At 64.5% G+C, this 23,505-nt stretch carries 16 protein-coding genes; 7 read left to right on the top strand and 9 right to left on the bottom strand.

The window, feature by feature from the left end; genetic code table 11:
* The first annotated feature begins 150 nt into the window (after window positions 1–150).
* Entirely contained in the window at window positions 151–900 is a 750-nt protein-coding gene (locus tag DIZ22_RS13340; protein WP_048937669.1) for a LytTR family transcriptional regulator DNA-binding domain-containing protein, read from the top strand.
* A gap of 355 nt (window positions 901–1,255) precedes the next feature.
* Window positions 1,256–4,045, top strand: coding sequence for a TonB-dependent receptor (locus DIZ22_RS13335; protein WP_010338929.1), 2,790 nt, complete (start codon window positions 1,256–1,258; stop codon window positions 4,043–4,045).
* A gap of 170 nt (window positions 4,046–4,215) precedes the next feature.
* Here the strand turns inward: DIZ22_RS13335 and DIZ22_RS13330 are convergent, their stop codons facing one another.
* The 3 genes from DIZ22_RS13330 to DIZ22_RS13320 all read right to left on the bottom strand — a co-directional run bounded on the left by DIZ22_RS13330 (window position 4,216) and on the right by DIZ22_RS13320 (window position 6,168).
* Complete coding sequence (locus DIZ22_RS13330) at window positions 4,216–4,542, bottom strand: DUF559 domain-containing protein (protein WP_240626729.1); 327 nt, start codon at window positions 4,540–4,542, stop codon at window positions 4,216–4,218.
* Window positions 4,543–4,773: 231 nt separating this feature from the next.
* A complete protein-coding gene (locus DIZ22_RS21830) occupies window positions 4,774–5,079 on the bottom strand; it encodes a hypothetical protein (protein WP_164488895.1) in 306 nt (101 codons plus the stop codon).
* Between the two features lie 66 nt (window positions 5,080–5,145).
* A complete protein-coding gene (locus DIZ22_RS13320; protein WP_010338930.1) occupies window positions 5,146–6,168 on the bottom strand; it encodes a LacI family DNA-binding transcriptional regulator in 1,023 nt (340 codons plus the stop codon).
* A gap of 158 nt (window positions 6,169–6,326) precedes the next feature.
* Between DIZ22_RS13320 and DIZ22_RS13315 the strand changes: the two genes are divergently transcribed.
* From DIZ22_RS13315 to DIZ22_RS13300, 4 genes are all read left to right on the top strand, one after another.
* Window positions 6,327–8,150: an alpha-amylase family glycosyl hydrolase gene (locus tag DIZ22_RS13315; RefSeq protein ID WP_122928820.1), complete on the top strand. Its 1,824-nt coding sequence runs from the start codon at window positions 6,327–6,329 to the stop codon at window positions 8,148–8,150.
* Window positions 8,147–9,748 (top strand): alpha-glucosidase, encoded by a 1,602-nt coding sequence (locus DIZ22_RS13310; RefSeq protein WP_122928306.1) that lies wholly within the window; start codon window positions 8,147–8,149, stop codon window positions 9,746–9,748. The genes DIZ22_RS13315 and DIZ22_RS13310 overlap by 4 nt, the downstream gene beginning before the upstream one ends.
* Window positions 9,749–9,758: 10 nt before the next feature.
* Entirely contained in the window at window positions 9,759–11,816 is a 2,058-nt protein-coding gene (locus DIZ22_RS13305) for a glycoside hydrolase family 97 protein (protein WP_122928305.1), read from the top strand.
* Between the two features lie 281 nt (window positions 11,817–12,097).
* The gene (locus DIZ22_RS13300) at window positions 12,098–13,603 is read left to right on the top strand and encodes an MFS transporter (RefSeq protein ID WP_122928304.1); all 1,506 of its coding nucleotides are present in this window, start codon (window positions 12,098–12,100) and stop codon (window positions 13,601–13,603) included.
* Between the two features lie 126 nt (window positions 13,604–13,729).
* Here the strand turns inward: DIZ22_RS13300 and DIZ22_RS13295 are convergent, their stop codons facing one another.
* Window positions 13,730–14,782, bottom strand: coding sequence for a Glu/Leu/Phe/Val dehydrogenase dimerization domain-containing protein (locus tag DIZ22_RS13295; RefSeq protein ID WP_004208391.1), 1,053 nt, complete (start codon window positions 14,780–14,782; stop codon window positions 13,730–13,732).
* 124 nt (window positions 14,783–14,906) lie between these two features.
* Between DIZ22_RS13295 and DIZ22_RS13290 the strand changes: the two genes are divergently transcribed.
* On the top strand, window positions 14,907–15,368 hold the full coding sequence (locus DIZ22_RS13290; protein ID WP_122928303.1) for an Lrp/AsnC family transcriptional regulator: 462 nt from the start codon (window positions 14,907–14,909) through the stop codon (window positions 15,366–15,368).
* A 39-nt stretch (window positions 15,369–15,407) separates the two neighbouring features.
* Here the strand turns inward: DIZ22_RS13290 and DIZ22_RS13285 are convergent, their stop codons facing one another.
* The 5 genes from DIZ22_RS13285 to DIZ22_RS13265 all read right to left on the bottom strand — a co-directional run bounded on the left by DIZ22_RS13285 (window position 15,408) and on the right by DIZ22_RS13265 (window position 23,498).
* Entirely contained in the window at window positions 15,408–17,084 is a 1,677-nt protein-coding gene (locus tag DIZ22_RS13285) for a M28 family metallopeptidase (protein ID WP_122928302.1), read from the bottom strand.
* A gap of 151 nt (window positions 17,085–17,235) precedes the next feature.
* Window positions 17,236–18,693: a GH1 family beta-glucosidase gene (locus tag DIZ22_RS13280; protein ID WP_122928301.1), complete on the bottom strand. Its 1,458-nt coding sequence runs from the start codon at window positions 18,691–18,693 to the stop codon at window positions 17,236–17,238.
* 13 nt (window positions 18,694–18,706) lie between these two features.
* Window positions 18,707–21,043 (bottom strand): glycoside hydrolase family 31 protein, encoded by a 2,337-nt coding sequence (locus tag DIZ22_RS13275; RefSeq protein ID WP_122928300.1) that lies wholly within the window; start codon window positions 21,041–21,043, stop codon window positions 18,707–18,709.
* Between the two features lie 23 nt (window positions 21,044–21,066).
* Window positions 21,067–22,692 (bottom strand): alpha-L-fucosidase, encoded by a 1,626-nt coding sequence (locus DIZ22_RS13270; RefSeq protein WP_122928299.1) that lies wholly within the window; start codon window positions 22,690–22,692, stop codon window positions 21,067–21,069.
* A complete protein-coding gene (locus DIZ22_RS13265) occupies window positions 22,692–23,498 on the bottom strand; it encodes an SGNH/GDSL hydrolase family protein (protein WP_122928298.1) in 807 nt (268 codons plus the stop codon). The genes DIZ22_RS13270 and DIZ22_RS13265 overlap by 1 nt, the downstream gene beginning before the upstream one ends.
* Window positions 23,499–23,505: the final 7 nt, after the last annotated feature.

Raw genomic sequence — 23,505 nt, 5'->3', positions numbered from 1 at the left:
GCCAATCCGTTACGCGGAAAGGGGGCTTGCCAATGTCCCGCAAAACCGGGCATTTTCCAGCCGGCGCTTCGCGAACGGGCAGGGCGACAAGCGGGACGGAGAGGGGAACAGCCGATTTTCAACCGACGCATCTTGCTGGAGCTGTGGGCGATGCTGCTGCTGGCCGGCATCATCGGCTTCATGGGGCCGTTCGGCACCTATATGCGCGACGGTCTGCCGGGGCGGATCGGCCATTGGTGGCTGCTGCTGATGGGGGCCTATATCCTCGTCCGGCCGGTGATCTGGCTGCTGCGCCGGCTGGCGCTGCGGATCGACCTTTCGGTGTCGATCACCGTCTTTTCCGGCGTGTCGCTCTGCGTCGTGCCGCTGGCCTTCCTCTGGCGCAATGTCGGCCGCACCGCCTTTCGCGACCTGGACGGCTTTACCGGCCTGCTGCCCTTTTCCTTCCTCTGCGCGCTCACCGTGCTGGTCGTCACCCACTGGGCCGAACAGACCGACCGGCGGCTGGCCCAGCGAGGTATCCTGCCGCCGCCCGCCGATGCCCCGCACCCCGAAGGCGCCGCCGCCACATCCCCGGCCGAACCCGCCCTGCGCCATCGCCTGTCGGCCGGATTTGCCGGGCCGATCCTGGCGCTGCAGAGCGAGGATCATTATGTCCGCGTCCATGGCGCAGGCGGCAGCGAATTGCTGCTGATGCGGTTGCGCGACGCGATTGCGGAGATGGAGGGGGTGGCCGGGGCACAGGTGCATCGCAGCTGGTGGATCGCCCATCGCGCCATCCTGCGCTGCGATCCCGCCGGGCGCAGCTGGCTCATCACCCTGGATGGCGGGCTCAGCGTCCCCGTCGCGCGCGATTCGGTCGCCCGGCTGCAACGCGCCGGCTTCCTGCCCGCGTCCTGACCCGCTCTGGCGGGCAAAAGAAAACCCCGCCGGAGCAAGCTCGACGACGGGGCCAGGTTCAGGGAGGTGTCACTCCAAAGGGGGGAAGAGTGACAGGACCAATCTAGGAAAGTGCGCGTGGCTTTCAAGCATCAGCCGCATATTTTTGTCGTCGGCCGCGCCCATGCCATCGGCCCTATCGCACGGCTGAACCCGCTATTTCGGCCATTTCCCCTACGGTAACCGGGCATGTCGTGAATATGGCTGAATACGTATGCTGGAATCTGTGCAGAGGGTCGGGGGCGGCGCTATTTGAACCAGACCGACACATGTCGGCAAGAAACGCTCAAGATGCGTCCTGGGGAGGATCACTGTCATGCATCAATTCCGTCATACCGTCCTGCGCGCTGCGCTGCTGGCAGGGGCTTCCTTCTCGTTCGCCGCGGTCGCCCATGCGCAGACCGACGCCGAAACCGCGACGCCCGCCGCACCCGCCGCCGGCGAATCCGAAGGCATCGTCGTCACCGGCATCCGCGCCTCGCTCGCCTCCGCCGCCAAGGTGAAGCGCGATTCCGTGCTGATCGTCGATTCCATCTCGGCCGAAGATGTCGGCAAGCTGCCCGACGTGTCGATCGCGGACTCGCTCGCCCGTCTGCCCGGCGTCACCGCCCAGCGCCTCGAAGGCCGCGACCAGCGCCTGTCGATCCGCGGCCTTGGCCCGGACTTCTCGACCACCCTGCTCAATGGCCGCGAACAGGTCACCGTCGGCGACAATCGCGGCGTCGAATATGACCAGTATCCCTCGGAATTCTTCCAGAACGTCAATGTGTACAAGAGCGCCGACGCCGCGCTGATCGCCGCCGGCATTTCCGGCACGGTCGACCTGCGCATGCTGCGTCCGCTCGACAAGAATGACCGCATCCTCGCCGTGTCGCTGCGCGGCCAGATGAATGGCATGGACAAGCTCAATCCCGATGGCGAACGCTATGGCTATCGCGCCTCGGCCACCTATGTCGATCAGTTCGCCGACGACACGCTGGGCCTGTCGCTGGGCTTCGCCGCCTCGCAGACCCCGTCGCAGAATGAGCGCTTCAACGCCTGGGGCTATCCCACCGATGCCGACGGCAATCTGATCATCGGCGGCGCCAAGCCCTATGTGCAGTCGAACCTGCTCAAGCGCTATGGCATGGTCGGTACGCTGGAATGGCAGCCGAGCGATAATTTTCACTCGACCTTCGACGTCCTCGCCTCGCATTTCGAGGAAGAACAGCGGCTGCGCGGCATCGAATTTCCGCTCGTCTGGGGCACGGACGTCGGCGTCAGCGACGTGACGGTCGAAAATGGCTTCGTCACCGGCGCCACCTTCTCCAACGTCTATGGCGTTCAGCGCAACGACTATAACAAGCGCAAGGCCGACACCATTTCGCTCGGCTGGAACAACGACATCCGCCTGAACGATCGGCTCAAGCTCAATGTCGACGCCAGCTGGTCGCGCGCTAAGCGCACCGACTTCCTGCTCGAAACCTATTCGGGCACCGGCTATCTGCGGTCGGGCGTGTCCGACACGGTGCGCGTCGAGCGCCAGTCTAACGGCCTGTTCAGCATCGTGCCGACGCTCGACTATACCGACACCAACGTCATCAGCCTGACCGACCCCAATGGCTGGGGCTATAACGGCACCACCGCCGTCGTGCAGGCGGGCTTCCTCAACCGGCCCAAGTTCATCGACGACATGAAGTCGTTCCGCGCCAACCTGGTCGGTGACATTTCGGGCAGCATCTTCAGCAACTGGGAAGTCGGCGGCAATTACAGCCGGCGCAAGAAGACCAGCGCCTATACCAGCTATTTCCTCTGCCCCACCGGCGGCACGGACTGCACCATCGCCAATGGCACGCCCGGCTCGGCGCCGGTGCCGCAGGAGGCACTGCTCGGCAAGAATGTCTCGCTCGACTATCTGGGCGTGCCGGCGATGCTGACGCTCGATCCGCTCTATCTCTACAACAACACGCTCGACGCCGTGTTCGACAATCGCCCCTCGTCGCTGGTGCGCGACAATGTCGTGAAGGAAGATGTCTTCACCGGCTATGCCAAGATGACGCTGGATGGCGATCTGGGCGGCAAGCCGCTCAAGGGCGCGATCGGCGTGCAGGTGATCCACACCCGCCAGGCATCGACCGGCACCATCTCCAACTTCTCCAACGGCGTCGTCACCGTCGTCCCGGCCTCGGGCAAGGAAAGCTTCACCAATTTCCTGCCCAGCGCGCAGTTCTCGGTCGAGCTGGAACCCGGCTTCTTCGTGAAGATGGGCGCGGCCCAGACCATGGTGCGTCCGCGTATGGACCAGGAACGGATCAACCAGGAATATAATTTCAACCTGGCCAATGTCGGCCTCGGCTCCGACCCGCAATATAGCCCGTTCAGCTCGAATGGCGGCAACATCGCGCTGCGTCCCTATCAGTCGACCAATATCGACCTGTCGATCGAGAAATATTTTCCGGGCGGCGGCTATGTCTCGCTCGCGGGCTATTTCAAGAATCTGACCGACTTCGTCGATCCCAACAACAATATCGCCTATGATTTCTCGGACGTGCTGGCCTCGCTGCCTGCCGACATCCGCAACCAGATCATCGCCGACGGCAGCTATATCGGCCTGCTGAAGGCCCCGGCCAACACCGGCAAGGGCACGATCATGGGGGCGGAAGGCACCGTCTCGCTGCCGTTCAAGGTATTCAGCGAAACGCTCGACGGCTTCGGCATCTTCGCCAGCGGTTCCTACACCCACAGCGAAGTCAAATATGGCAGCAACCCGACCGATGTCGTCACCCTGCCGGGCCTGTCCAAATGGGTCGCCAGCGGCACCGCTTATTATGAAAAGAGCGGTTTCCAGGCGCGCGTCTCCTATCGCTATCGCTCCTCCTTCCTGGGCGAAGTCGCCGGCCTCTCGGCCGCGCCGACCTTCCGCACCGCCAAGGCAGAGGGCATTCTCGACGCGCAGATCGGCTATGAATTCCAGTCGGGGCCGCTCACCGGCCTGTCGATCCTGCTGCAGGGCAAGAACCTCACCGACCAGCCCTTCGTCACGTATCAGAATGGCGATAAGCGCCAGGTCATCGACTATCAGCGCTACGGCCGCGATTATTATCTGGGCCTGACCTACAAGTTCTGATCGGCCTGCGGCCGATCGGGCAAGTTCTGACCGGCCTTTGCGCCGGTCGGGCAAGTTCTGAAATTCCTCCCCGGATTGCCCGACTGCACGCGGGTAATCCCCCTCCCCGGACCGCCACCCCTTAGAGGGGAGGGCGGTCCGTTTTTCTTTGGAGGGAGGAGGGCATGGACTCAGCCGCTCTTCTTCCTCCCCTCCCTTCCAGGGAGGGGTTGGGGGTGGGTACCGCCGAGGCACTCGGTGGCCCTGTTCAAGATAGCCTCCACCACACCATCCGGATTCTCGATTACGTCGCCATTCCAGAAGCGCAACATCGTCCAGCCCTGTCCCCTTAGAAACAGGGAGCGACGTTCGTCATAGGCCTGCGCATCCAGATGCTGGCTCCCATCGAACTCGATCGCCAGTTTCGCCGAACGGCATGCCAGATCGACAATATAGGGGCCGATGACCAACTGCCTCGTGAAGCGCGGGCGATAGCGGGATATGCGCAACCAGATCACCGCTCCGCATCGGTCTGGCCGTTGCGCAGCGCGCGGGCATTGGCCGTCATATGTTCAGGAACGCGGCGCATGAGGCCAAGCTAGCAAGGCTCGCTCCGCTCGCCTACCCACCCCCAACCCCTCCCTGAGAGGGAGGGGAGGGAAGCGCGTGGTTACTATAAGGCAATGTCACCCAAAATTGATCTGGGGTCCATTCGACACTCCCAAAACGAAAAGTCGAATGAATCCGTTTCAGGACGCGGCTTCCTCGGCCACAATTTCCATAACTTCCCTGATAAGTTCTTCCAGAAGGGCCTCCTCTTCCTCGCCAAATGGCAGATTGAGGTTTGCGGCACGCCCGCGGATATCGTTCAATCGTGGATCAGCTATTTCGGTAGATGTGAAATAATCCCAATCACCAGAGCCGCCCTTACCTTCGAGGAAATCCCGAAGATATGTGGCGACCTCCTGCGGAGATCGTTCGGCCGGCTTTTCGAAAGGAAGCAATGCCAGCTTGAGGACCAAGGCTACAGGAACGATGACGAAGAAACCGACCATCCTCAGGGGAAGCAGAGCAAGCGACCGAATGGAGGATGCGGTAGATGATCGCACGATACTCAGGCCCTAAGCCGTCATCCGCGTGATCAGCCGGGGCGCCAGCAGCGTCGGCGTCACCGGCTTGCGGTCGATCTGGCCGATCAGCGCGTCGACCAGCACCTCACCCGCCCGCAGATAATCCTGCGCCACGGTGGTCAGCGGCTGCCGCGTCAGGCTGGCGGCAGGGATATCGTCGAAGCCGATGAGGGCGACGTCGCCCGGCACTGACAGCCCATGTTCGTCCAGCGCCCGCATCGCGCCGATCGCGATCAGGTCGGACCCGGCGAAGATCGCGTCGAACGTCACGCCGCGCGCGATCAGGCGGCTCGCCGCCTCATAACCCGACTGTTCGGTCGACAGCGCATCGACATGCAGGCCGGGGTCGACCGCATGGCCGGCCTCGCGCAGCACGTCGGACAGGCCGGCATAACGGTCGCGAAATTCGGGATAATGGCTCGATGCGTCGCCCAGAAAGGCGATCCGGCTGCATCCGCGCGCGATCAGATGCGCGCCCGCATCGCGCCCGCCGCGCCGGTTGTCGCAGCCGATCGTCATCCCCAGCGCATGCTGGTCGACCGACCCCCAGCGCACGAAATGCGTGCCCTGCGCCACCAGCTGCTCCAGCCGGGTGCGATAGATTTCATAGTCGCCATAGCCCAGCAGGATGATGCCGTCGGCCTTGCGGCTATCCTCATAATCGACATGCCAGTCGGTCGACAACTGCTGGAAACTGGTCAGCAGATCATAGCCGCGCTTGGCGCAGGTCTGCAGGATCGGCCCCAGCATCGACAGGAAGAAGGGGTTGATCCAGCTTTCGTCGGGCAGCAGATCCTCGAAGAACAAAAGAGCCAGCGTATTGCTCTTGCCCCGCCGCAGCGAGGATGCATTCTTGTCCACCGTGTAATTGAGCTGCCGGGCGATCGCCTCGACCCGCAGCCGCGTCGCCTCGCTCACCGTCTTGTCGCCGCGCAGCGCGCGCGACACGGTCGGCTGGGACACGCCGGCCAGCGTGGCGATGTCGAAGGATGTCACTTTGTCGTTGGCGGCCATGGCGCGACCCTACGCCAGCGAGTCTCCATTGGGAATAGAAGGGTTTGAAACCGGTCTGAATACGTATGCCGCTCCCTTGGCCCGCCCTGTCCCCGCCGACTAAGAAGGGGCCAAGCCGCGGCAATCGGGCACAAGCGGCAATGGGAGGGATGAAGGCCATGCGCGGACGAACGGCAATGCTGCTGGCTGCGCTCTGCGCGCTTCCCGCTCCGGCGATGGCACAGGATGACGGCTTTCGCGCCCGCTTGCCCGAAGATGAAGTCATCTATTTCGTCCTGCCCGACCGGTTCGACAATGCCGATCGGGCCAATGACAAGGGCGGCCTCAAGGGCGACCGGCTCCAGACCGGCTATGATCCCGCGTCCAAGGGCTTCTACCATGGCGGCGATATCCAGGGGCTGATCCGCCGGCTCGACTATATTCAGGGGCTGGGCGCCACCGCCATCTGGGTCGGCCCGATCTTCCGCAACAAGCCGGTGCAGGGCCCCAAGGGCCAGGAAAGTGCCGGCTATCACGGCTACTGGATCACCGATTTCGAGCATGTCGATCCGCATTTCGGCACCGACGCGGATTTCGCTGCGCTGGTGAAGGCCGCCCATGGCCGGGGGATGAAAGTCTATATGGACATCATCGCCAACCATACGGCCGACGTGATCCAATATCGCGAATGCGCCGACCGGCCCTGTCCCTATCGCTCGCGCGCCGACTATCCCTATCAGCGCCGCGGCGGCGTGGCCGGCCCGGCGATCAATCCGGGCTTTGCCGGCGACGCCGATCATAGCGCCGCCAATTTCGGCAAGCTCACCGACCCGGCCTATGCCTATACCCCCTTCGTGCCGAAGGGCGAGCAGGCGGTGAAGAACCCGGCCTGGCTCAACGATGTGCGCTATTATCATAATCGCGGCGAGACGACCTATTCGGGCGAGAGCGCGACCATGGGCGACTTTGCCGGGCTCGACGATCTCATGACCGAACATCCGCGCGTGATCGCCGGCATGATCGACATTTTCGGCGGCTGGATCGACCGCTTCGGCATTGACGGCTTCCGCATCGACACCGCCCGCCATGTCGACCCGCATTTCTGGCAGCAGTTCGTCCCCGCCATGCAGGCGCGGGCCAAGGCGCGGGGCATCCCCAATTTCCATGTCTTCGGCGAAGTCTATGTCGAGACGGTCGATGCCGGCCCGCTCGCCTGGCACACCCGCGAAGGCGGCTTTCCCGCCGTGCTCGACTTCGCCTTCCGCCAGGCCGCGCTGGAAACCGTCGCGGGCAAGGCGGCGACCGCGACCTGGGAACGCATGCTGACCGGCGACGCCCTCTATCAGGGTGGCGCCGCCACTGCGCGCCAGTTGCCCACTTTCGTCAGCAATCATGATGCCGGCCGTTTCGCCACCTTCGTCCGCCGCGCCTTCCCGCAGGCCGGCGAGGACGAGGTGCTGCGCCGGGTGATGCTCGCCAACGCCATGCTGCTGACGCTGCGCGGCGTGCCGACCATCTATTATGGCGATGAACAGGGTTTCGTCGGCGATGGCGGCGATCAGGACGCGCGCGAGGATATGTTCGGCAGCCAGGTGGCGAGCTATAACGACAATCGCCTGCTCGGCAGCACTGCCACCACCGCCACCGCGCGCTTCGATCCTGCCCATCCGCTCTATCGCGAGATCGCGGCGCTCGCCCGCCTGCGCACTGGCCATGCCGCGTTGCGCCGGGGCAGCGAAACGATCCGGGCGCGCGGCGACGAACCCGGCCTGTTCGCCGTCTCCCGCTTCGATCCCGATACGGGCGCGGAATATCTGATCGCCTTCAACACATCGACCGCGCCGATCAGGGCGCAGGTCCAGGTGGATATAGCCTCCACCGCCTTCGACACCCTTGCCGGCGCGGCCTGTGCCCCGCGCGCGTCCGCGCCCGGCAGCCTCTCCCTCGACCTTCCTCCCCTTGGCTACAGCGTCTGCGCTGTACGGAGCGCTAATCCGCAATGACCGACGCACTGACCCCCTGGTGGCGCGGCGCCACCATCTACCAGATCTACCCGCGCAGCTTCGCCGACTCCAATGGTGACGGCATCGGCGATCTGGCCGGCATCACCGCCCATCTTCCCTATGTCGCCTCGCTCGGCGTCGACGCCATCTGGCTCTCGCCCTTCTTCAAGAGCCCGATGCGCGACTTCGGCTATGACGTGTCGGATTATTGCGATGTCGATCCGATCTTCGGCACACTCGCCGATTTCGATGCGCTGATCGCCCGCGCCCATGACCTCGGCCTGCGCATCATCGTCGATCAGGTCTGGGCCCATACCTCCGACGAACATCCCTGGTTCATCGAAAGCCGCTCCAGCCGCCAGAACGACCACGCCGACTGGTATGTCTGGGCCGATGCCAAGCCCGACGGCACGCCGCCCAACAACTGGCAGTCGGTGTTCGGCGGCCCGGCCTGGACCTGGGACGCGCGGCGCGGCCAATATTATATGCACAATTTCCTGAAGGAGCAGCCACAGATCAACCTGCACAATGGAAAGGTGCAGGCGGCGGTGCTGGATATTGTCCGCTTCTGGCTCGACCGCGGCGTCGACGGCTTCCGCATCGATGCGATCAACCATTCGATGCCCGACCCGCAACTGCGCGACAATCCGCCCGCGCCCGAAGACGGTCGCATCCGCACGCGCCCCTATGATTTCCAGATCAAGCGCTACAGCCAGAGCCACCCGGACATTCCGCTGTTCCTGGAAAAGGTGCGTTCGGTGTTCGACGAATATCCCGATCGCTTCACCGTCGCCGAAGTCGGCGGGGATGACAGCGATGCGGAGATGAAGGCCTTCACCCAGGGCGATCATCGCCTCAACACCGCTTATGGCTTCGACTTCCTCTACGCGCCCAAATTGACCGCGCCGTTCCTCAAAGACGCGCTGACGCGCTGGCCGGCGGAGCAGGGGATTGGCTGGCCGAGCTGGGCGTTCGAAAATCATGACGCGCCGCGTGCCGTCTCGCGATGGGCCGGCGACATCGACGCCCATGCCTATTGCCGGATGAAGATGCTGCTGCTGGCCTGCCTGCGCGGCAATATCTTCCTCTATTATGGCGAGGAACTGGGCCTGCCGCAGGTCGATATCGCGTTCGAGGATCTGCAGGATCCCGAAGCGATCGCCAACTGGCCGCTGACCCTGTCGCGCGACGGCGCCCGCACACCCATGCCCTGGACCGGCGCGGCCCCGTGGCTCGGTTTTTCCGATGCCAAGCCCTGGCTGCCGGTGGGGGAGGCGCATCGCCCGCTCGCCGTCGACGCGCAGGAAGCCGACCCCGCCTCGCTGCTCCACTGGACGCGCGAGGTGCTGGCCCTGCGCAACGCCACCCCGGCGCTGCGCAGCGGCACGATCACCTTTCTCGATACGCCGGACGATCTGCTCGCCTTTGAACGGACGCAGGACGGGCAGCAGCGCCTCTGCGTCTTCAACCTCGGCACCAGCCCCGTCGCCTGGCGCCCGGCCGATGCGGACCGCTGGCAGGTCGAACTGTCGACCGGCAGCATCGCCGACTGGAATTTCGCCCCCGCATCCGGCCTCGTCGCCGCCTTCCAAGTTTAAGGACGTTCCCATGACGCGACTGACCGCGCTCGCTCTCCCGCTCATTGCCCTGGCGCTCGCGCCCACCGCCGCGCGCGCCGATGTGGTGGCCAAAGCCGCCTCGCCCGACGGCCATATCACCCTCACCATCAGCCTCGATGGCGAGGGGCGCCCCAGCTATGCCGTGCAGCGCAATGGCAAGCCGCTGATCGCCGATTCCCGTTTGGGCTTCATGTTCACCGACGCGCCCAAGATCGAGCGCAACCTGACGCTGGCCGATAGCAAGCAGGCGAGCAGCGACACCAGTTGGACGCAGCCCTGGGGCGAATGGACCAGGATCCGCGACCATCATAATGAGTTGACGCTGGTCTTCCGCGAGAAGGGCGATCTCCAGCGCGAGATGGACGTGACCTTCCGCCTGTTCGATGATGGCGTCGCCTTCCGCTACAGCCTGCCCGATCAGGCCAATCTCCATCACGCCAACATTGCCGAGGAACTGACCCAGTTCGCCTTCGCGCAGGGCGGCACGGCCTGGTGGAAGCCCGCCTATGAGTGGAACCGCGAGGAATATCTCTACAACCGCACCCCGCTCGACGCGGTCGGCACCGCCCAGACGGTGATGACGGTGAAGCTGGCCGACGGCACCCATGTCGCCCTGCATGAGGCCGCGCTGGTCGATTATGCGGGCATGAATCTCGCCCGCGCCGAGGGCAACACCTTCCGCGCCGATCTGACGCCGGGGGCGGGCGCCCCCAAAGTGTCGCGCGACGCCGGCTTCTCCACCCCCTGGCGCACCATTGCCGTCGCCGACAATGCCGCCGGCCTCTACATGAATCACATGATCCTGAACTTGAACGAGCCCAACAAGCTCGGCGACGTTTCAAGCTGGATCAAGCCGGGCAAATTCGTCGGCGTCTGGTGGAACATGATCAAGGGCGAATGGAGCTGGGCGCGCGGTCCCAAACATGGCGCCACCACCGCCAATGTCCGCCGCTATATCGATTTCGCCGCCGCCAGCGGCATCCCTGCCGTGCTGGTCGAGGGCTGGAATGTCGGCTGGGACGGCAACTGGTTCGGCAACGGCAATGCAATGAACTTCTCGCAGCCGACCGAGGACTTCGACGCCGATGGCCTTGCCGCCTATGCGAAATCCAAGGGCGTCACCCTGATCGGCCATCATGAAACGGGCGGATCGGCCAGCCATTATGACGGTCAGCTCGACAGTGCCTTCAAATGGGCGGCCGACCATGGCGAGCAGGTGGTGAAGACCGGCTATGTCACCGATGCCGGCCAGATCGAGCGGGTCGACGCCGATGGCGCGAAGCATCGCGAATGGCATGAAGGCCAGTGGATGGTGAACCATTATCTGCGCGTCGTGCAGGCCGCCGCCAAATATCATGTCAGCATCGACAGCCATGAACCGGTCAAGGATACCGGCCTGCGCCGCACCTATCCCAACTGGGTCGCGCGCGAAGGCGGCCGGGGCATGGAATATAATGCCTGGGTCGGTGGCAAGAACCCGCCAGAGCATGAGGCGAACCTGGTCTTCACCCAGTTGCTGGGCGGCCCGATGGACTTCACGCCGGGCGTGCTCAGCCTGTCGGGTTCGGAAGGCAGCACGATCCACTCGACCATCGCCAAGCAGCTCGCCCTCTATGTCGTCCTTTATTCCCCGGTCGTGATGGCGGCCGACACGCCGGAAAATTACGCCAAATATCCCGGCCCCTTCCAGTTCATCAAGGATGTGCCGACTGACTGGTCCGACACCCGCGCCTTGAATGGCGAGGTCGGCGACTATGTCACCATCGCGCGCAAGGCGAAGGGCAGCGACGACTGGTATCTGGGCGCGGTCGGCGATGAACAGGCGCGCTCGTCCAAGGTCACGCTCGACTTCCTCGATGCCGGCCGCAGCTATACCGCCGAAATCTATCGCGACGGCCCCGGCGCCGACTATCGCACCGAGGCACGCCACGCGATCGTGATCGAAAAGAAGCAGGTGAAGAAGGGCGACGTCCTCAGCCTCGACCTGGCGCCCGGCGGCGGCCAGGCAATCCGCTTCGTCGCCAGCGGCGGCAAGCGCAAGCGGTGAAGGCTGACGCCTCTTCTGTTCCTACCGTCATCCCGGACTTGATCCGGGATCCATTCAGCGCTCGCTCGCAGATGTCGCGCCGAATGGATCCTGACTTTCGTCAGGATGACGCAGGATCGAAGGGCGCGATCAACAGCCCCCGGCTGTCCTATTCCGCCAGCGCTTGATAGGCTGCGTGACCGCATGCACGCAGACTTTCCGATAGGATCAGGTGCTCGCAACTTAATATCAAAATGTGCGGGAAATGTGCGAAGTTAAGGCGAAGGATGGGGATGGCCGGAATGAATGAGATGGGGCTGGAACCGGGCGCGACGACGTCCGATGGCCGGCCGCGCCAGGGCTTCTGGGGGCTGTGGAATATCAGCTTCGGCTTCTTCGGCATCCAGATCGGCTTTGCGCTGCAGAACGCCAACATGTCGCGCATCTTCCAGTCGCTGGGCGAAAATCTCGACAATCTCGCCTTGCTGTGGATCGCCGCGCCGTTGACCGGCCTGCTGGTGCAGCCGGTGATCGGCCATTATAGCGACCGCACCTGGTGCCGCCTCGGCCGGCGCCGGCCCTATTTCTTCGCCGGTGCATTGTTCGCGGCGCTCGCCTTGTTCGGCATGCCCAATGCGCCCGGCCTGATGGCCGCCGCGCTGATGCTCTGGATTCTCGACGCCTCGCTCAATGTCTCGATGGAGCCGTTCCGCGCCTTTGTCGGCGACATGCTGGCGAAGGAACAGCATATGGCCGGCTATGCGATCCAGACCGCCTTCATCGGCACCGGCGCGGTGATCGGCTCCTCCACCCCCTGGCTGCTCGACCAGATGGGCGTCTCCAATGTCGCGTCCGCCGGCATGATCCCCGACACGGTGCGCGTCAGCTTCTATATCGGCGGCGCCGCGCTGTTCCTCGCCGTGCTCTGGACCGTGCTCACCACCCGCGAATATTCGCCCGAGCAGATGGCCCGCTTTGCCCAGGCCAGCGAAGCGGCAAGGCAAGAGGAGGCGCCGCCGGTCCCCGCCGGCGGTCCGCTCTGGATCGTCGCTGGCCTTGCCATCATCGCCGCCGTTTGGGGCTGGGCACTGGAAAAGGAATTGTATCTGCTGGGCGGGCTGCTCGCGGCCTATGGCATCGCCCGTATCGTCGCGCGGGGCCTCCATGCGCAGGGCCGGACCGACAATCTGCTCAGCCATGTGGTCGGCAATTTCGCGACCATGCCGGCGATGATGAAGAAGCTGGCGCTGGTCCAGTTCTTCACCTGGTCGGCGCTCTTCATCATGTGGATCTATACCACGCCGGTGGTCGCCCAATATGTGTTCGGGTCGGCCGACCCGACCAGCGCCGCCTATAATGAAGGGGGCAATTGGGTCGGCATCCTGTTCGCCACCTATAATGGCGTGGCCGCCTTCGCCGCGCCCTTCCTGCTCCAGCCGCTCGCCTGCCGCATCGGCCAGGCCCGGACCCATGCGCTGGCGCTCACGCTTGGCGCGCTCGGCTTCCTGTCCTTCCTGGTCCTGCGCGATGCACAGGCGCTGCTACTGTCGGAAGTGGCGATCGGCATCGCCTGGGCCTCGACCCTTGCCATGCCCTATGCGATGCTCGCCTCCAGCGTGCCGCAGACCAAGCTCGGCATCTATATGGGGCTGTTCAACGCCTTCGTTGTCATCCCGCAATTGCTGGTGGCGACGGTGATGGGCACGATCATGCGCCATTTCTTCCCGACCGAACCGATCTGGACCATGGCTTTTGCCGGCGCCGTCATGCTGCTGGCGGCGCTTGCCACCCTGCGCTGCCGGGACTGACCGACAGCGCAGAGGGGAAGGGGGACTATCAAGGCGTGATGGGTTTTCCACATCACGCCTTGATCAAGCCCGCGCGGCGTCTGAGCGTTGCAAGCCGCTGATGCGCAGCATCATTGCGGCTTGCAATCACGCCGCCTGGCGTTCGGCCTCGCCGATGATGGCTTCGGCCATTTCGTCGGCGACCAGCGCGGGGGAGCGCTCCTCGCGCTTGGCCTGGTCAAGTATCTGGGCGACCCGGCCGCCGATCTGGTCGACGCGGGCGGCGACGCTGGCGCGGTCCTCGCCCAGATATTCGGCCGACACGCTGATGATGCCACCGGCATTGGCGACATAGTCGGGCACATAGACGATGCCGCGCGCCCGCAGCAGCTCCGCCACATCGGGCGTCGCCAGCTGGTTGTTGGCCGCGCCGCAGACCAGGCGCGCCTGCATCGCCGCCACGCTCTGCGGATCGAGCGCGCCGCCCAGGGCGCAGGGGGCAAAGATGTCCGCCTCGACCGCGGCGATGTCGGCCACGTCCACCACATTCGCGTTCAGCACGGCGGCCAGGGTGTTGCGGCGGCGCGGATCGATGTCGGCGATCACCAGGCGGGCGCCGGCATCGGCCAGGCGACGGCACAGCGCCGCGCCGACATTGCCGGTGCCCTGCACCGCGACCGTCAGGTCGGACAGTTCGGCACCCAGCGACTGGCGGGCGGCCGCCTGCATCGCCTCGAACACGCCCAGCGCGGTCCAAGGCGACGGATCGCCGCCGGCAGCGCCCTCGGCTACGTCCAGCCCGGCAACATGGCGGGTCTGGCTGGCCACCGCCTGCATGTCGGCGACGCTGGTGCCGACATCCTCGGCCGTGACATAGGTGCCACCCAGTTCCTCGACCGCGCGGCCGAACGCCTGGAACAGCGCGACCCGGTCGAACTCGCCTTCGGGCCGGCGCAGCACCGCCTTGGCGCCGCCGAAGGGCAGGCCGGCCATGGCATTCTTGTAGCTCATGCCCTCGGCCAGGCGGCAGGCATCGTCCAGCGCCGCGCCGATGTCGGCATAATGCCAGAAGCGGCAGCCGCCGGCGCCCGGCCCGATCGCGGTGCTGTGGATGGCAATCACGCCGTCCAGCCCGCTGGCGGGATCAAGCAGCCGCACCGACTGCATCGGCGGGTTCAGGCGGGCAGGACGGGAAACCATATTCTTCTCCTCGGGATGATGCCGCCTTATCGCCGGTCTCCAGAGAAGAATCTTGCCTGATTTGAAGCCCGATATCGCCAATATGAGGATGAATTATCCTGTCATCGTCGATATGTAGGAAAATATGATCGAACTCGACCGTTTTGAGCGGAAGATTCTCCGCGAATTGCAGCGCGATGCTAGCCAGACCACGGCGGAGATCGCGGACAAGGTCGGGCTGACCCCGTCACCCTGCTGGCGCCGCATCGACCGGCTGGAAAAGGAAGGGCTGATCCGCAAGCGGGTGGCCCTGCTCGACCGGCGCAAGGTCGGCCTCAATGCCCAGGTCTTTGCCCAGGTAAAGCTCAACGCCCATGGCCGCGCCAATCTGGACGAATTCAGCGCCGCGATCGGCGGCTTTCCCGAAGTCTTGGAGGCGTTCGTGCTGCTCGGCACGATGGATTTCATGCTGCGCATCGTGGCCAAGGATATCGAGGCCTATGAACGCTTCTTCTTCGAACGGCTGAGCAAGCTGCCCGGCGTCCAGGAAATCAATTCGACCGTCGCCCTGTCCGAAATCAAGTCGACCCACGAACTGCCGATATGACATGGCGGCCGGTAGGCATCGGCCGCCACGCCTCACATCTTACTTGCGCTGCGCCTGGCTGGCGTCGCGGGCCGCGCGGAATTCGCTGTCGTTCGACCAGTTGGGCCAGTCATGGCCGTCGGCCACGCGGCGACCCACATTGTAGAGCAGGGTCATGTCGCCCTCCCAGCTGCTGGTATTCCAGCTGTCGTCATACTGGTCGGCCGGCTGGTGATAGCGATCGCGGGTATAGATATCGCCCAGTTCCTTGCCGCGCGCCGCGCCGCCATTCACCAGTTCGCGGCCGGGGTTGAACGAGATGGCAGGCACGCCGCGCTTGGCCATCGGGAAATGGTCGGAGCGGTAGAAGCTGCCCGCTTCCGGCCGTGCGTCCGGCGTATAATGGCGGCCCAGCTTCTCGCCTTCCTGCGTCAGCAGGGTCAAGAGGTCCAGCTTCGCCGCGCCGGAGATGGAGAAGTTCACTGTCTTCTCGGCGGCGAAGGGACCGTCCATGTTGATGACGCCGGCCGTGGTCGCCAGCGGGCGCAGTGGATTGTCGGCATAATATTCCGAACCCAGCAGGCCCTTCTCCTCGGCCGTCACCGCCAGGAACAGCACGCTGCGCTCGGGCTTGGGGCCCTTGGCATAGGCGCGGGCCAGTTCCAGCAGGGCGGCGGTGCCCGACGCATTGTCGCGCGCGCCATTATAGATGGTGTCGCCCTTCGCGTCCGGCGCGCCGATGCCCAGATGGTCCCAGTGCGCGGAATAGATGATGGTCTCGTCGGGATATTTGCTGCCCGGCAGGATGCCCGCGACATTGTGCGAGGTGATGATTTCCGACTTCACCGCATAGTCGGCGCTCATCGTCGCCTTCAGGGGAATGGGCTTGAAGTCCTTCTTGCGCGCGGCCGCCTTGGCCGCCTCGAAATCGACGCCCGACGCGGCCAGCAGCTTGGCGGCCAGATCCTTCTGGATCCAGCCTTCCATCTGGGTGTGCGCGCTCTTGGGATCGGCGCGGACGATGTCGAACATGGTGTTGGTGTTGCTGTTCTTGACCGTCGCCCAGCCATAGGAGGCGGGCTCGCTTTCATGCACCACCAGCACGCCGGCCGCGCCCTGGCGCGCGGCTTCTTCATATTTGTAGGTCCAGCGGCCATAATAGGTCATCAGCTTGCCGCCGAAATCGCCTTCGCCGCCCTCGAAATCGGGGTCGTTGACCAGCACGACCATGATCTTGCCTTTAAGGTCCACGCCCTTGAAATCGTCCCAGCCGCGTTCCGGCGCCTTCACGCCATAGCCAACGAAGACCAGCGGCAGGTTGGCGAACTTGACCGCCGACTGGCCGGTCTCGGCCGCGCGCACGGCGATTTCCGTGCCCTGGGTCAGCGGCTGGGCCGCGCCGCCCACGGTCATCGACAGGCTGGGCGTGCCGGTGATGTTCGACATGCGCAGCGGCACGTCCTGGAACCAAGTGCCCTTGTCGCCGGCGGGCTTCAGCCCGGCTGCCGCCATCTGCTTGGCGATATAGTCGATCGTCTTGGTCTCGGCGCGGGTCGCCGGGCCACGGCCTTCAAACTCGTCGCTGGCCAGGATCTTGATGTCGTTGACGATGCGCGCGACGTCGAACTGCGGCGCGGTCGTGGCCGCCACGGCCAGGGCGGAAGCGGACAGCAGCCCGGCACAGGCCAGCGTCCGCCAGGCGGCGCGTGAGGCACGGGACAGCGGCGACATCGTCATGGGTAACTCCTTATCTCTCTTGAATATTGCGCGGCGCGAGTCAGCGGCCGGCAATGCGAGGGGATAATGCCCATGCGACGCCATATGTCGATATGGCGTGGAATTTTAGGTCGCCGCCGCCATCCGCAAGGGGACGGCGGCGGCGCTCGGGTCACACCAGCTTGTTGGTGCGCACCAGTTCGCGATACCAGTCGGCGCTGAGCTTGGGCGTGCGCTTCTGGGTCTTGAAGTCGACATGGTGGATGCCGAACAGCTTGGTATAGCCATCCTCCCACTCGAAATTGTCCATCAGGCTCCAGACGAAATAGCCCTTCACCGGAATGCCTTCGCGGGTCGCGCGCTGCAGGTGGGTCAGATAGTTGCGCAGATACATGACGCGGTCGGTGTCATAGACCTTGCCGTCTTCGGCCACCTTGTCGTCGGCCGAGCAGCCATTTTCGGAGATATAGAGGCCCTTGGGCTTCCAGTTCTCGGCTATGGCGCGCATCCCCCAATAGATGACCTCCGGCGTCACATAGAGCCATGGGGAGGGCATGCGGGGCGCCTGACCCGGATGGGGCAGGATCTTGTAGCCCGACGGCGCGGTCTCGTCGGCGCGGACGGTGTTGCCGGTATAGACGTTGACCGACAGGAAATCGAGCGGCGCGCCGATCAGCTTCATGTCGCCATCCTTGACCACCGGCGCATCCTTGCCCTGCGCGGTCAGGTAGCTGTCGATGTAGCGGCCTTCCATGATCGCGGTCAGGAACATGGCGTTCTCCTCGCGCACGGCCTTCTTCACCGCCTCGATATGTTCGGGCGTCTCGATCGCGGGGACATAGATGTTGGGATTGTCGGCAATGCCGACCTGCGTGCCCGATTTGGTCGCGGCGCGGATCGCCTGCACGCCCAGACCATGGGCCAGCACGCCATGATGGCGCACCTGGTTCACTTCCTTCATCGGCAGCTTCAGGCCCGGCGCCTTGCCGCCGGTCATGTAGCTCAAATCGGTGAAGCAGCGCAGTTCGTTGAGCGTCATGAAATTCTTCACGCGGTCGCCCAGCTTGCCGGCGGTATAGCCGGCATAGTCGGCAAAGGCGTAGCTGGTGTCGCGATTCTGCCAGCCACCCGGCAGGGCGGCGGGCAGATCCCAGTGGAACATGGTGACATGCGGGGTGATGCCCGCCGCCAGCAGCCCGTCGACCAGACGATTATAATAGTCCAGCCCCTTGGCGTTGGGCTGGCCCCGGCCATCGGGAAAGATGCGCGACCAGGCGATCGAGAAGCGATAGGCCTTGACGCCCAGCGCCTTCAACAGGGCGATATCGTCCTGATAGCGGTTATAGCTGTCGCAGGCGATGTCGCCGGTGTCGCCATTGGCGACCTTGCCGGGCGTGTGGGAAAACACGTCCCAGTTGGTCTGGCCCCGGCCGTCGGCGTTCACGGCGCCCTCGATCTGATAGGCGGCGGTGGCGCAGCCCCACAGGAAGTCGGCGGGGAAGGCAAGATCGCCTTGCGGCGCGGCCCCGGCCGCATTTTGGGTGCTCGCGGAGCTGCACCCGGCCAGGCCCGCGCCCAGCGCGGCGGCACCCAGGCCCAGGCCCAGTTCGCGGCGATTGATACCCGTCATCTTCTTTGTCTCCTTATTGACCGACGATCTGCACCAGGCCGCTGATGGCCTGGCCGGTGGGCAGCTTCGTCTTGCTCGTCAGCGTCTTTGCCTTGTCGTCCCAGACCAACTCGGCCTTCATGCCCCCCTTGCGATAGGCATTGGTCGTGCCGTCATCGTCATAAAGGGTGAAGCGCGCGTCGGCACCCGGATAAACCCGGATGCTTTCCAAGGCCTGCTTCTCGGCCGTGCTCTTCACCTGCACGCCCATCGGCACGATAGAACCGGCCTTCACGAACAGCGGCATGCGGTTGATCGGCGCATCCACCTCGATCGTCTGGCCGCCCTCATATTTCTGGTTGGTCCAATAATCATACCAGGCGGTGCCGGCGGGCAGATAGACCGACCGCTTGGTCTGGCCCTGCTTGGTCACCGGGGCGACCAGGAAGGCGGGGCCGAACATATATTGGTCGCCGATGGCCGACACCTTGGGATCGTTCGGGAAGTCCATGAACAGGCCGCGCATGAACGGCGCGCCGGTGTCATAGGTGTGGCGGCCCAGCGCATAGATATAGGGGATCAACGTGTAGCGCAGGCGCAGCCAGTCGGCCAGGATCGGCTCGGCCGCCTTGCCATAGGTCCACAATTCCGTGTCCGGGCGCTGGCCATGGATGCGCAGCGTCGGCGTGAACACGCTATATTGGAACCAGCGCACGAACAGTTCGGGATAATCGGTATAATCCGCACCCGCCGCCGTCATGCCGGCCGGATCGAGCAGCACCGGATGCTGCGCCTTGGGGCCGCTCGGCCACTGCCAGCCGCCAATGTCGCTACCCCAATAAGCCAGGCCCGACGCGGTGAAGTTGAGGCCGGCCGGCACCTGCCGGTCGAGCGCTTCCCAGGTCGACTTGATGTCCGACGACCAGAACAGGCCGCCATTGCGCTGCGAGCCCAGATAGGCGGCGCGCGCCAGGATCATGTTGCGGAAATTGGGACGGTCGCGCTCCGAGCCTTCGGCCACGCCCGACGTATGCACCAGCGGGAACAGATTATGATAGCGGTCGCCCGAACCGATCGAGTAGAAATAGCCGTCCGGCACCAGATCGGGCTCGGTCTCGTCCAGCCAGAACCAGTCGAAGCCCTGGCTCGCAATATTGTCGCGCAGCTTGCCCCAGAACCATTCCCGCGCTTGCGGATTGGTGCTGTCGATCAGCGCGCCGGCCCGGTCGGACCGCATCGGCAGGCCATCGACCGGATTGCCGTCCTTGTCCTTCAGGAACCAGCCCTTGGACTTGAGATACTCGAAATAGCGGCCTTCGCGCTCGAACCGCGGCCACACGCTGATGATCGACCGCATGCCCATGGCATTGAGCTGGTCGTTCATCCCCTTGGGGTCGGGATAATAGGTGCGGTCGATGTCGAGCTGGCCCATACGGGTCCAGTAGAACCAGTCCAGCACCATGATATCGAGCGGCAGATTGCGCTGGCGATAGCCATTGGCGACGTCGAGCAATTCCTTCTGGCTCTCGTAGCGCGCCTTGCTCTGGATCAGGCCGAAACCGGCCTTGGGCGGCAGCGGCGTCGCGCCGGTCAGCTTGGCATAGCCGGCATAGAGGTCATCGGTCGTCTTGCCGGTGATGACGAAGAAGGAGACGCGTTCGCCGACCTGGCTCTGGAAGCGGGTCGAATTGTGCAGGCCCGGCCACACCAAAGTGCGCGCCGGATTGTCCCAGACGATGCCATAGCCCTTGTTGGTGACCAGGAAGGGAACGCAGACGGTCTCGCCGGCCGGCGCGTCATAGCTGTGCGAACAGTCGATCTGCTTGCCGCGCAGATCCATATAGCCTTCCTGGTTCTGGCCCAGGCCGTAATAATGCTCGTCCAGCGGCGCGTCGAAGCTGGCGCCGACCTTGAAGGTCTTCTCGCCATTGACCGTCACCGGCGCCATTTCCCAGCCGGTCATCTTGGTCAGGACGGTGCCGCTGGCATCCTTCACCGACAGGCTGACCGGCGGCAGGGCCGGGGCGAAATAGCGCTGCATCTGGGTCGGCGCGCCGGGCCAGGGCTGGGCATCGATGGTCAGCGAGATCGCCGAGGAGGTGAAGATGTCGCCGGTCGCGTCGCTGCTATGGGTCCAGCCGCTGGCATCGGCCTTGGCATTGGGGCCTTCGCCTGGTGCCGCCTGCGCCAGGTCCGGGTCCATCGCGATGGTGACGCGCACGATATTGGGGGCATAGGGTTCGATCGCGACCCGGCTGCCATTGCGGTCCAGCAGCGCCATCGGTGCGGCCAGCGCTGGTGCGGCGATGGCGATGCAGGATGCACCCAATGCGATCCCCGCCAGTCTTGCCTTGAAGCCCTTTGCGATCATCCCAGTCATTCCCTGTACTTGCATTAAACCAGACCCCGGCCGTCGATGCGGACGGCGGGGACGAAATCGATGCCGTGCGGCATGGTGAAGTGGAGGCCCGCGCCATCCTGATGGAAGGCAAGCTGGCCGCCGCCGAGCAGCGTCACCCGCTCGATTGTGCCAGTCCCTTGGCTGCGCGCCAGTGAGCGGATGGTCGTAGATCCGGCCGGCTTGCCCAGGAACAGCGCATAGAGCGCGCCCTTGTTGGTGGTGAAGCGGATGTCCTGCGCGGTGAAGGGCTTGGCCTTCTCCTCATTCTGCATGCCCACGATCGCCTGGGTCGGCCCTTCGCCATAGCGCTTCCACGGGCGCGAACCGAAGATCGCCTCGCTGCCATGCACCATCCATCCCGCCATCGCGTCCAGGATCTTCTCGGCCTCGCTGTCGATGGAACCGTCGCCGGGCTGTGGGATGGACAGCATCAGATTGCCGTTCTTCGACACGACATCGGCCAGCCGCTGGATCACCTGCTCGGCGCTCTTGTAGCTTTTGTCGGTCAGGCGAGCGATATTGTAGAACCAGTCGCCGATGCAGGTGTCGGTCTGCCACGGCTCGTCCCAGATATGGTCAGTATAGCCGCGCTCGACATCCTGGACGATGCCGAACCGGGCATAGGGCTTGAGCTGCTTGCCGGTCATGACCACGTCGATCTTGCCGTGCCATTCGATCGACCGGTTATAATAGTCCGCCGCCGCTTCCAGCCCTACGGGTCCGAAGGGCAGTTCATGATCGTCCATATAGACCATGTCGGGCTTGTATTTCGCGACCAGGTCGGTCTGGCGCAGCAGCCAGCGGGTGACATAGGCCGGGTCATCCTTCGGCCCGGTCTCGATCCACTGGCCGTTATGGACGTCGTGCCACTTGTCCATCGCCTCGATCGTGTCGATGCCGTCGGGCAGCACGGCATGGCCGCCGGTATAAAGTTCGCGCGGGTCGAGGCCATCCCACCATTGGCCGACGCCATCGGCCTTTCGCAGCGTATAGGCGTCATAGCGCACGCCCTTTTGCGGGCCGACCGGATCATAGCCATAAGCGGGCTGATACCAGTGCCAGGCATGGGCGGCATGGTTCGACACGCCGAATTTCAGGCCGGCCTTGCGCGCCGCCTTCTCCCAGATGCCGACGATGTCCTTCTTCGGCCCGACGCGCAGGCTGTTCCAGGCGTGATAGCGGCTGTCATAGCAATCGAGATTGTCGTGATGGCAGGCCAGCGCCATGAAATATTTCGCGCCGGCCTTCTGATATTTGGCCATCAGCGCATCGGGATCCCACTTGTCGGCGGTCCAGAGATTCTGGATGTCCTTCATCCCCGCGACCGACGGATGGCCGTAGGTTTTGAGGTGATGTTCGTACATCGGGTGGCCCTGCATATACATGAAGCGGCCATACCAGTCGCCCTGCGCCGGCACCGATTGCGGCCCCCAGTGCGACCACATGCCCAGCTTCGCGTCGCGGAACCAGTCGGGATAGCGGTAATTGTCGACCAGCGAGGGCCAACTCGCCTGCACCGGACCCTTGGCGGTGCCCATCGGGCTGGCCGCGCGGGCGGCATTGGCCAGGCCCAGCGCAGCCGCGCCCGCCAGGAAGGATCGGCGTCCGAAATCCTGCATCACTTGGCTCCTAATGTCTTGGCGATCGCGGCTTCGGCCAGCGGACGCATGATGGCATAGCCTTCCCTGGTCGGATGGACGCCGTCGCTTGACAGGCCCGGCTTCATCGCGCCATCGGGCTGCGCCATCGCCTTGTGATAGTCGACGAAGGTGAAGCCGTTGGCGTGGGCATAGTCGGCCAGCCATGTGTTGATCGCGGCAACCTGCGGCGCGGGCGTCATGCCGGGGCTCCAGGGGAAGGCGGCGGCGGGCGGCACGGAGGCGATGATGACCTTGATGCCGTGCGCGCGGGCGAGGTCGGCCATGGTCTGGATATTGCCCAGCACCGTTTCCATCGTCGCCGCACCGGTATTGCCGGCGATATCGTTGGTCATCGCCATGATGTGAACCGCCTTCGGCTTCAGCGCGATCACGTCATTGCGGAAGCGCACCAGCATCTGCTGCGTCGTCTGGCCGCTGATGCCGCGATCGACCAGCCCGTTCTGGAACATGGTCGGGTCCAGGTTGATCCAGTTGTCGGTGATGGAATCGCCCATGAAGACGACGCGCACTTTCTGACCCTCGATTGCCTTGTTGGCGGCGGCATAACGGCACAGCTGCCCGAAATCGCGGGTCAGCATGTGCAGGTTCCACAGCTTCCAGCCGGCCTCGTCGCTCGGCTTCTCATGGGGGGGGCAGGGATCGGCGACGATGCCGACCGGATCATTGGCATGCGGATCCCCCGGCACCTTGGTTTCGGCGAGGGCGGGCGCGGCCAGCGCCACCGCGCAGGCAGCGGCGAGAAGGGGGGCGGTGAAACGCAGCATCGTCGTC

The sequence above is a fragment of the Sphingobium sp. LF-16 genome (genome assembly GCF_003711185.1).
GTDB lineage: Bacteria > Pseudomonadota > Alphaproteobacteria > Sphingomonadales > Sphingomonadaceae > Sphingobium > Sphingobium yanoikuyae_A.
This window is presented reverse-complemented; position numbering and strand designations above follow the sequence as displayed.

Excerpts from the sequence above, each read along its gene's own strand:
- DIZ22_RS13270 (WP_122928299.1), bottom strand. The coding sequence starts at position 22,692 with ATGCAGGATTTCGGACGCCGATCCTTCCTGGCGGGCGCGGCTGCGCTG.
- DIZ22_RS13300 (WP_122928304.1), top strand. The coding sequence starts at position 12,098 with ATGAATGAGATGGGGCTGGAACCGGGCGCGACGACGTCCGATGGCCGG.
- DIZ22_RS13275 (WP_122928300.1), bottom strand. The coding sequence starts at position 21,043 with ATGATCGCAAAGGGCTTCAAGGCAAGACTGGCGGGGATCGCATTGGGT.
- DIZ22_RS13315 (WP_122928820.1), top strand. The coding sequence starts at position 6,327 with ATGCGCGGACGAACGGCAATGCTGCTGGCTGCGCTCTGCGCGCTTCCC.
- DIZ22_RS13305 (WP_122928305.1), top strand. The coding sequence starts at position 9,759 with ATGACGCGACTGACCGCGCTCGCTCTCCCGCTCATTGCCCTGGCGCTC.
- DIZ22_RS13280 (WP_122928301.1), bottom strand. The coding sequence starts at position 18,693 with ATGACGGGTATCAATCGCCGCGAACTGGGCCTGGGCCTGGGTGCCGCC.
- DIZ22_RS13290 (WP_122928303.1), top strand. The coding sequence starts at position 14,907 with ATGATCGAACTCGACCGTTTTGAGCGGAAGATTCTCCGCGAATTGCAG.
- DIZ22_RS13340 (WP_048937669.1), top strand. The coding sequence starts at position 151 with ATGCTGCTGCTGGCCGGCATCATCGGCTTCATGGGGCCGTTCGGCACC.
- DIZ22_RS13265 (WP_122928298.1), bottom strand. The coding sequence starts at position 23,498 with ATGCTGCGTTTCACCGCCCCCCTTCTCGCCGCTGCCTGCGCGGTGGCG.
- DIZ22_RS13320 (WP_010338930.1), bottom strand. The coding sequence starts at position 6,168 with ATGGCCGCCAACGACAAAGTGACATCCTTCGACATCGCCACGCTGGCC.
- DIZ22_RS13310 (WP_122928306.1), top strand. The coding sequence starts at position 8,147 with ATGACCGACGCACTGACCCCCTGGTGGCGCGGCGCCACCATCTACCAG.
- DIZ22_RS13295 (WP_004208391.1), bottom strand. The coding sequence starts at position 14,782 with ATGGTTTCCCGTCCTGCCCGCCTGAACCCGCCGATGCAGTCGGTGCGG.
- DIZ22_RS13285 (WP_122928302.1), bottom strand. The coding sequence starts at position 17,084 with ATGACGATGTCGCCGCTGTCCCGTGCCTCACGCGCCGCCTGGCGGACG.
- DIZ22_RS21830 (WP_164488895.1), bottom strand. The coding sequence starts at position 5,079 with ATGGTCGGTTTCTTCGTCATCGTTCCTGTAGCCTTGGTCCTCAAGCTG.
- DIZ22_RS13335 (WP_010338929.1), top strand. The coding sequence starts at position 1,256 with ATGCATCAATTCCGTCATACCGTCCTGCGCGCTGCGCTGCTGGCAGGG.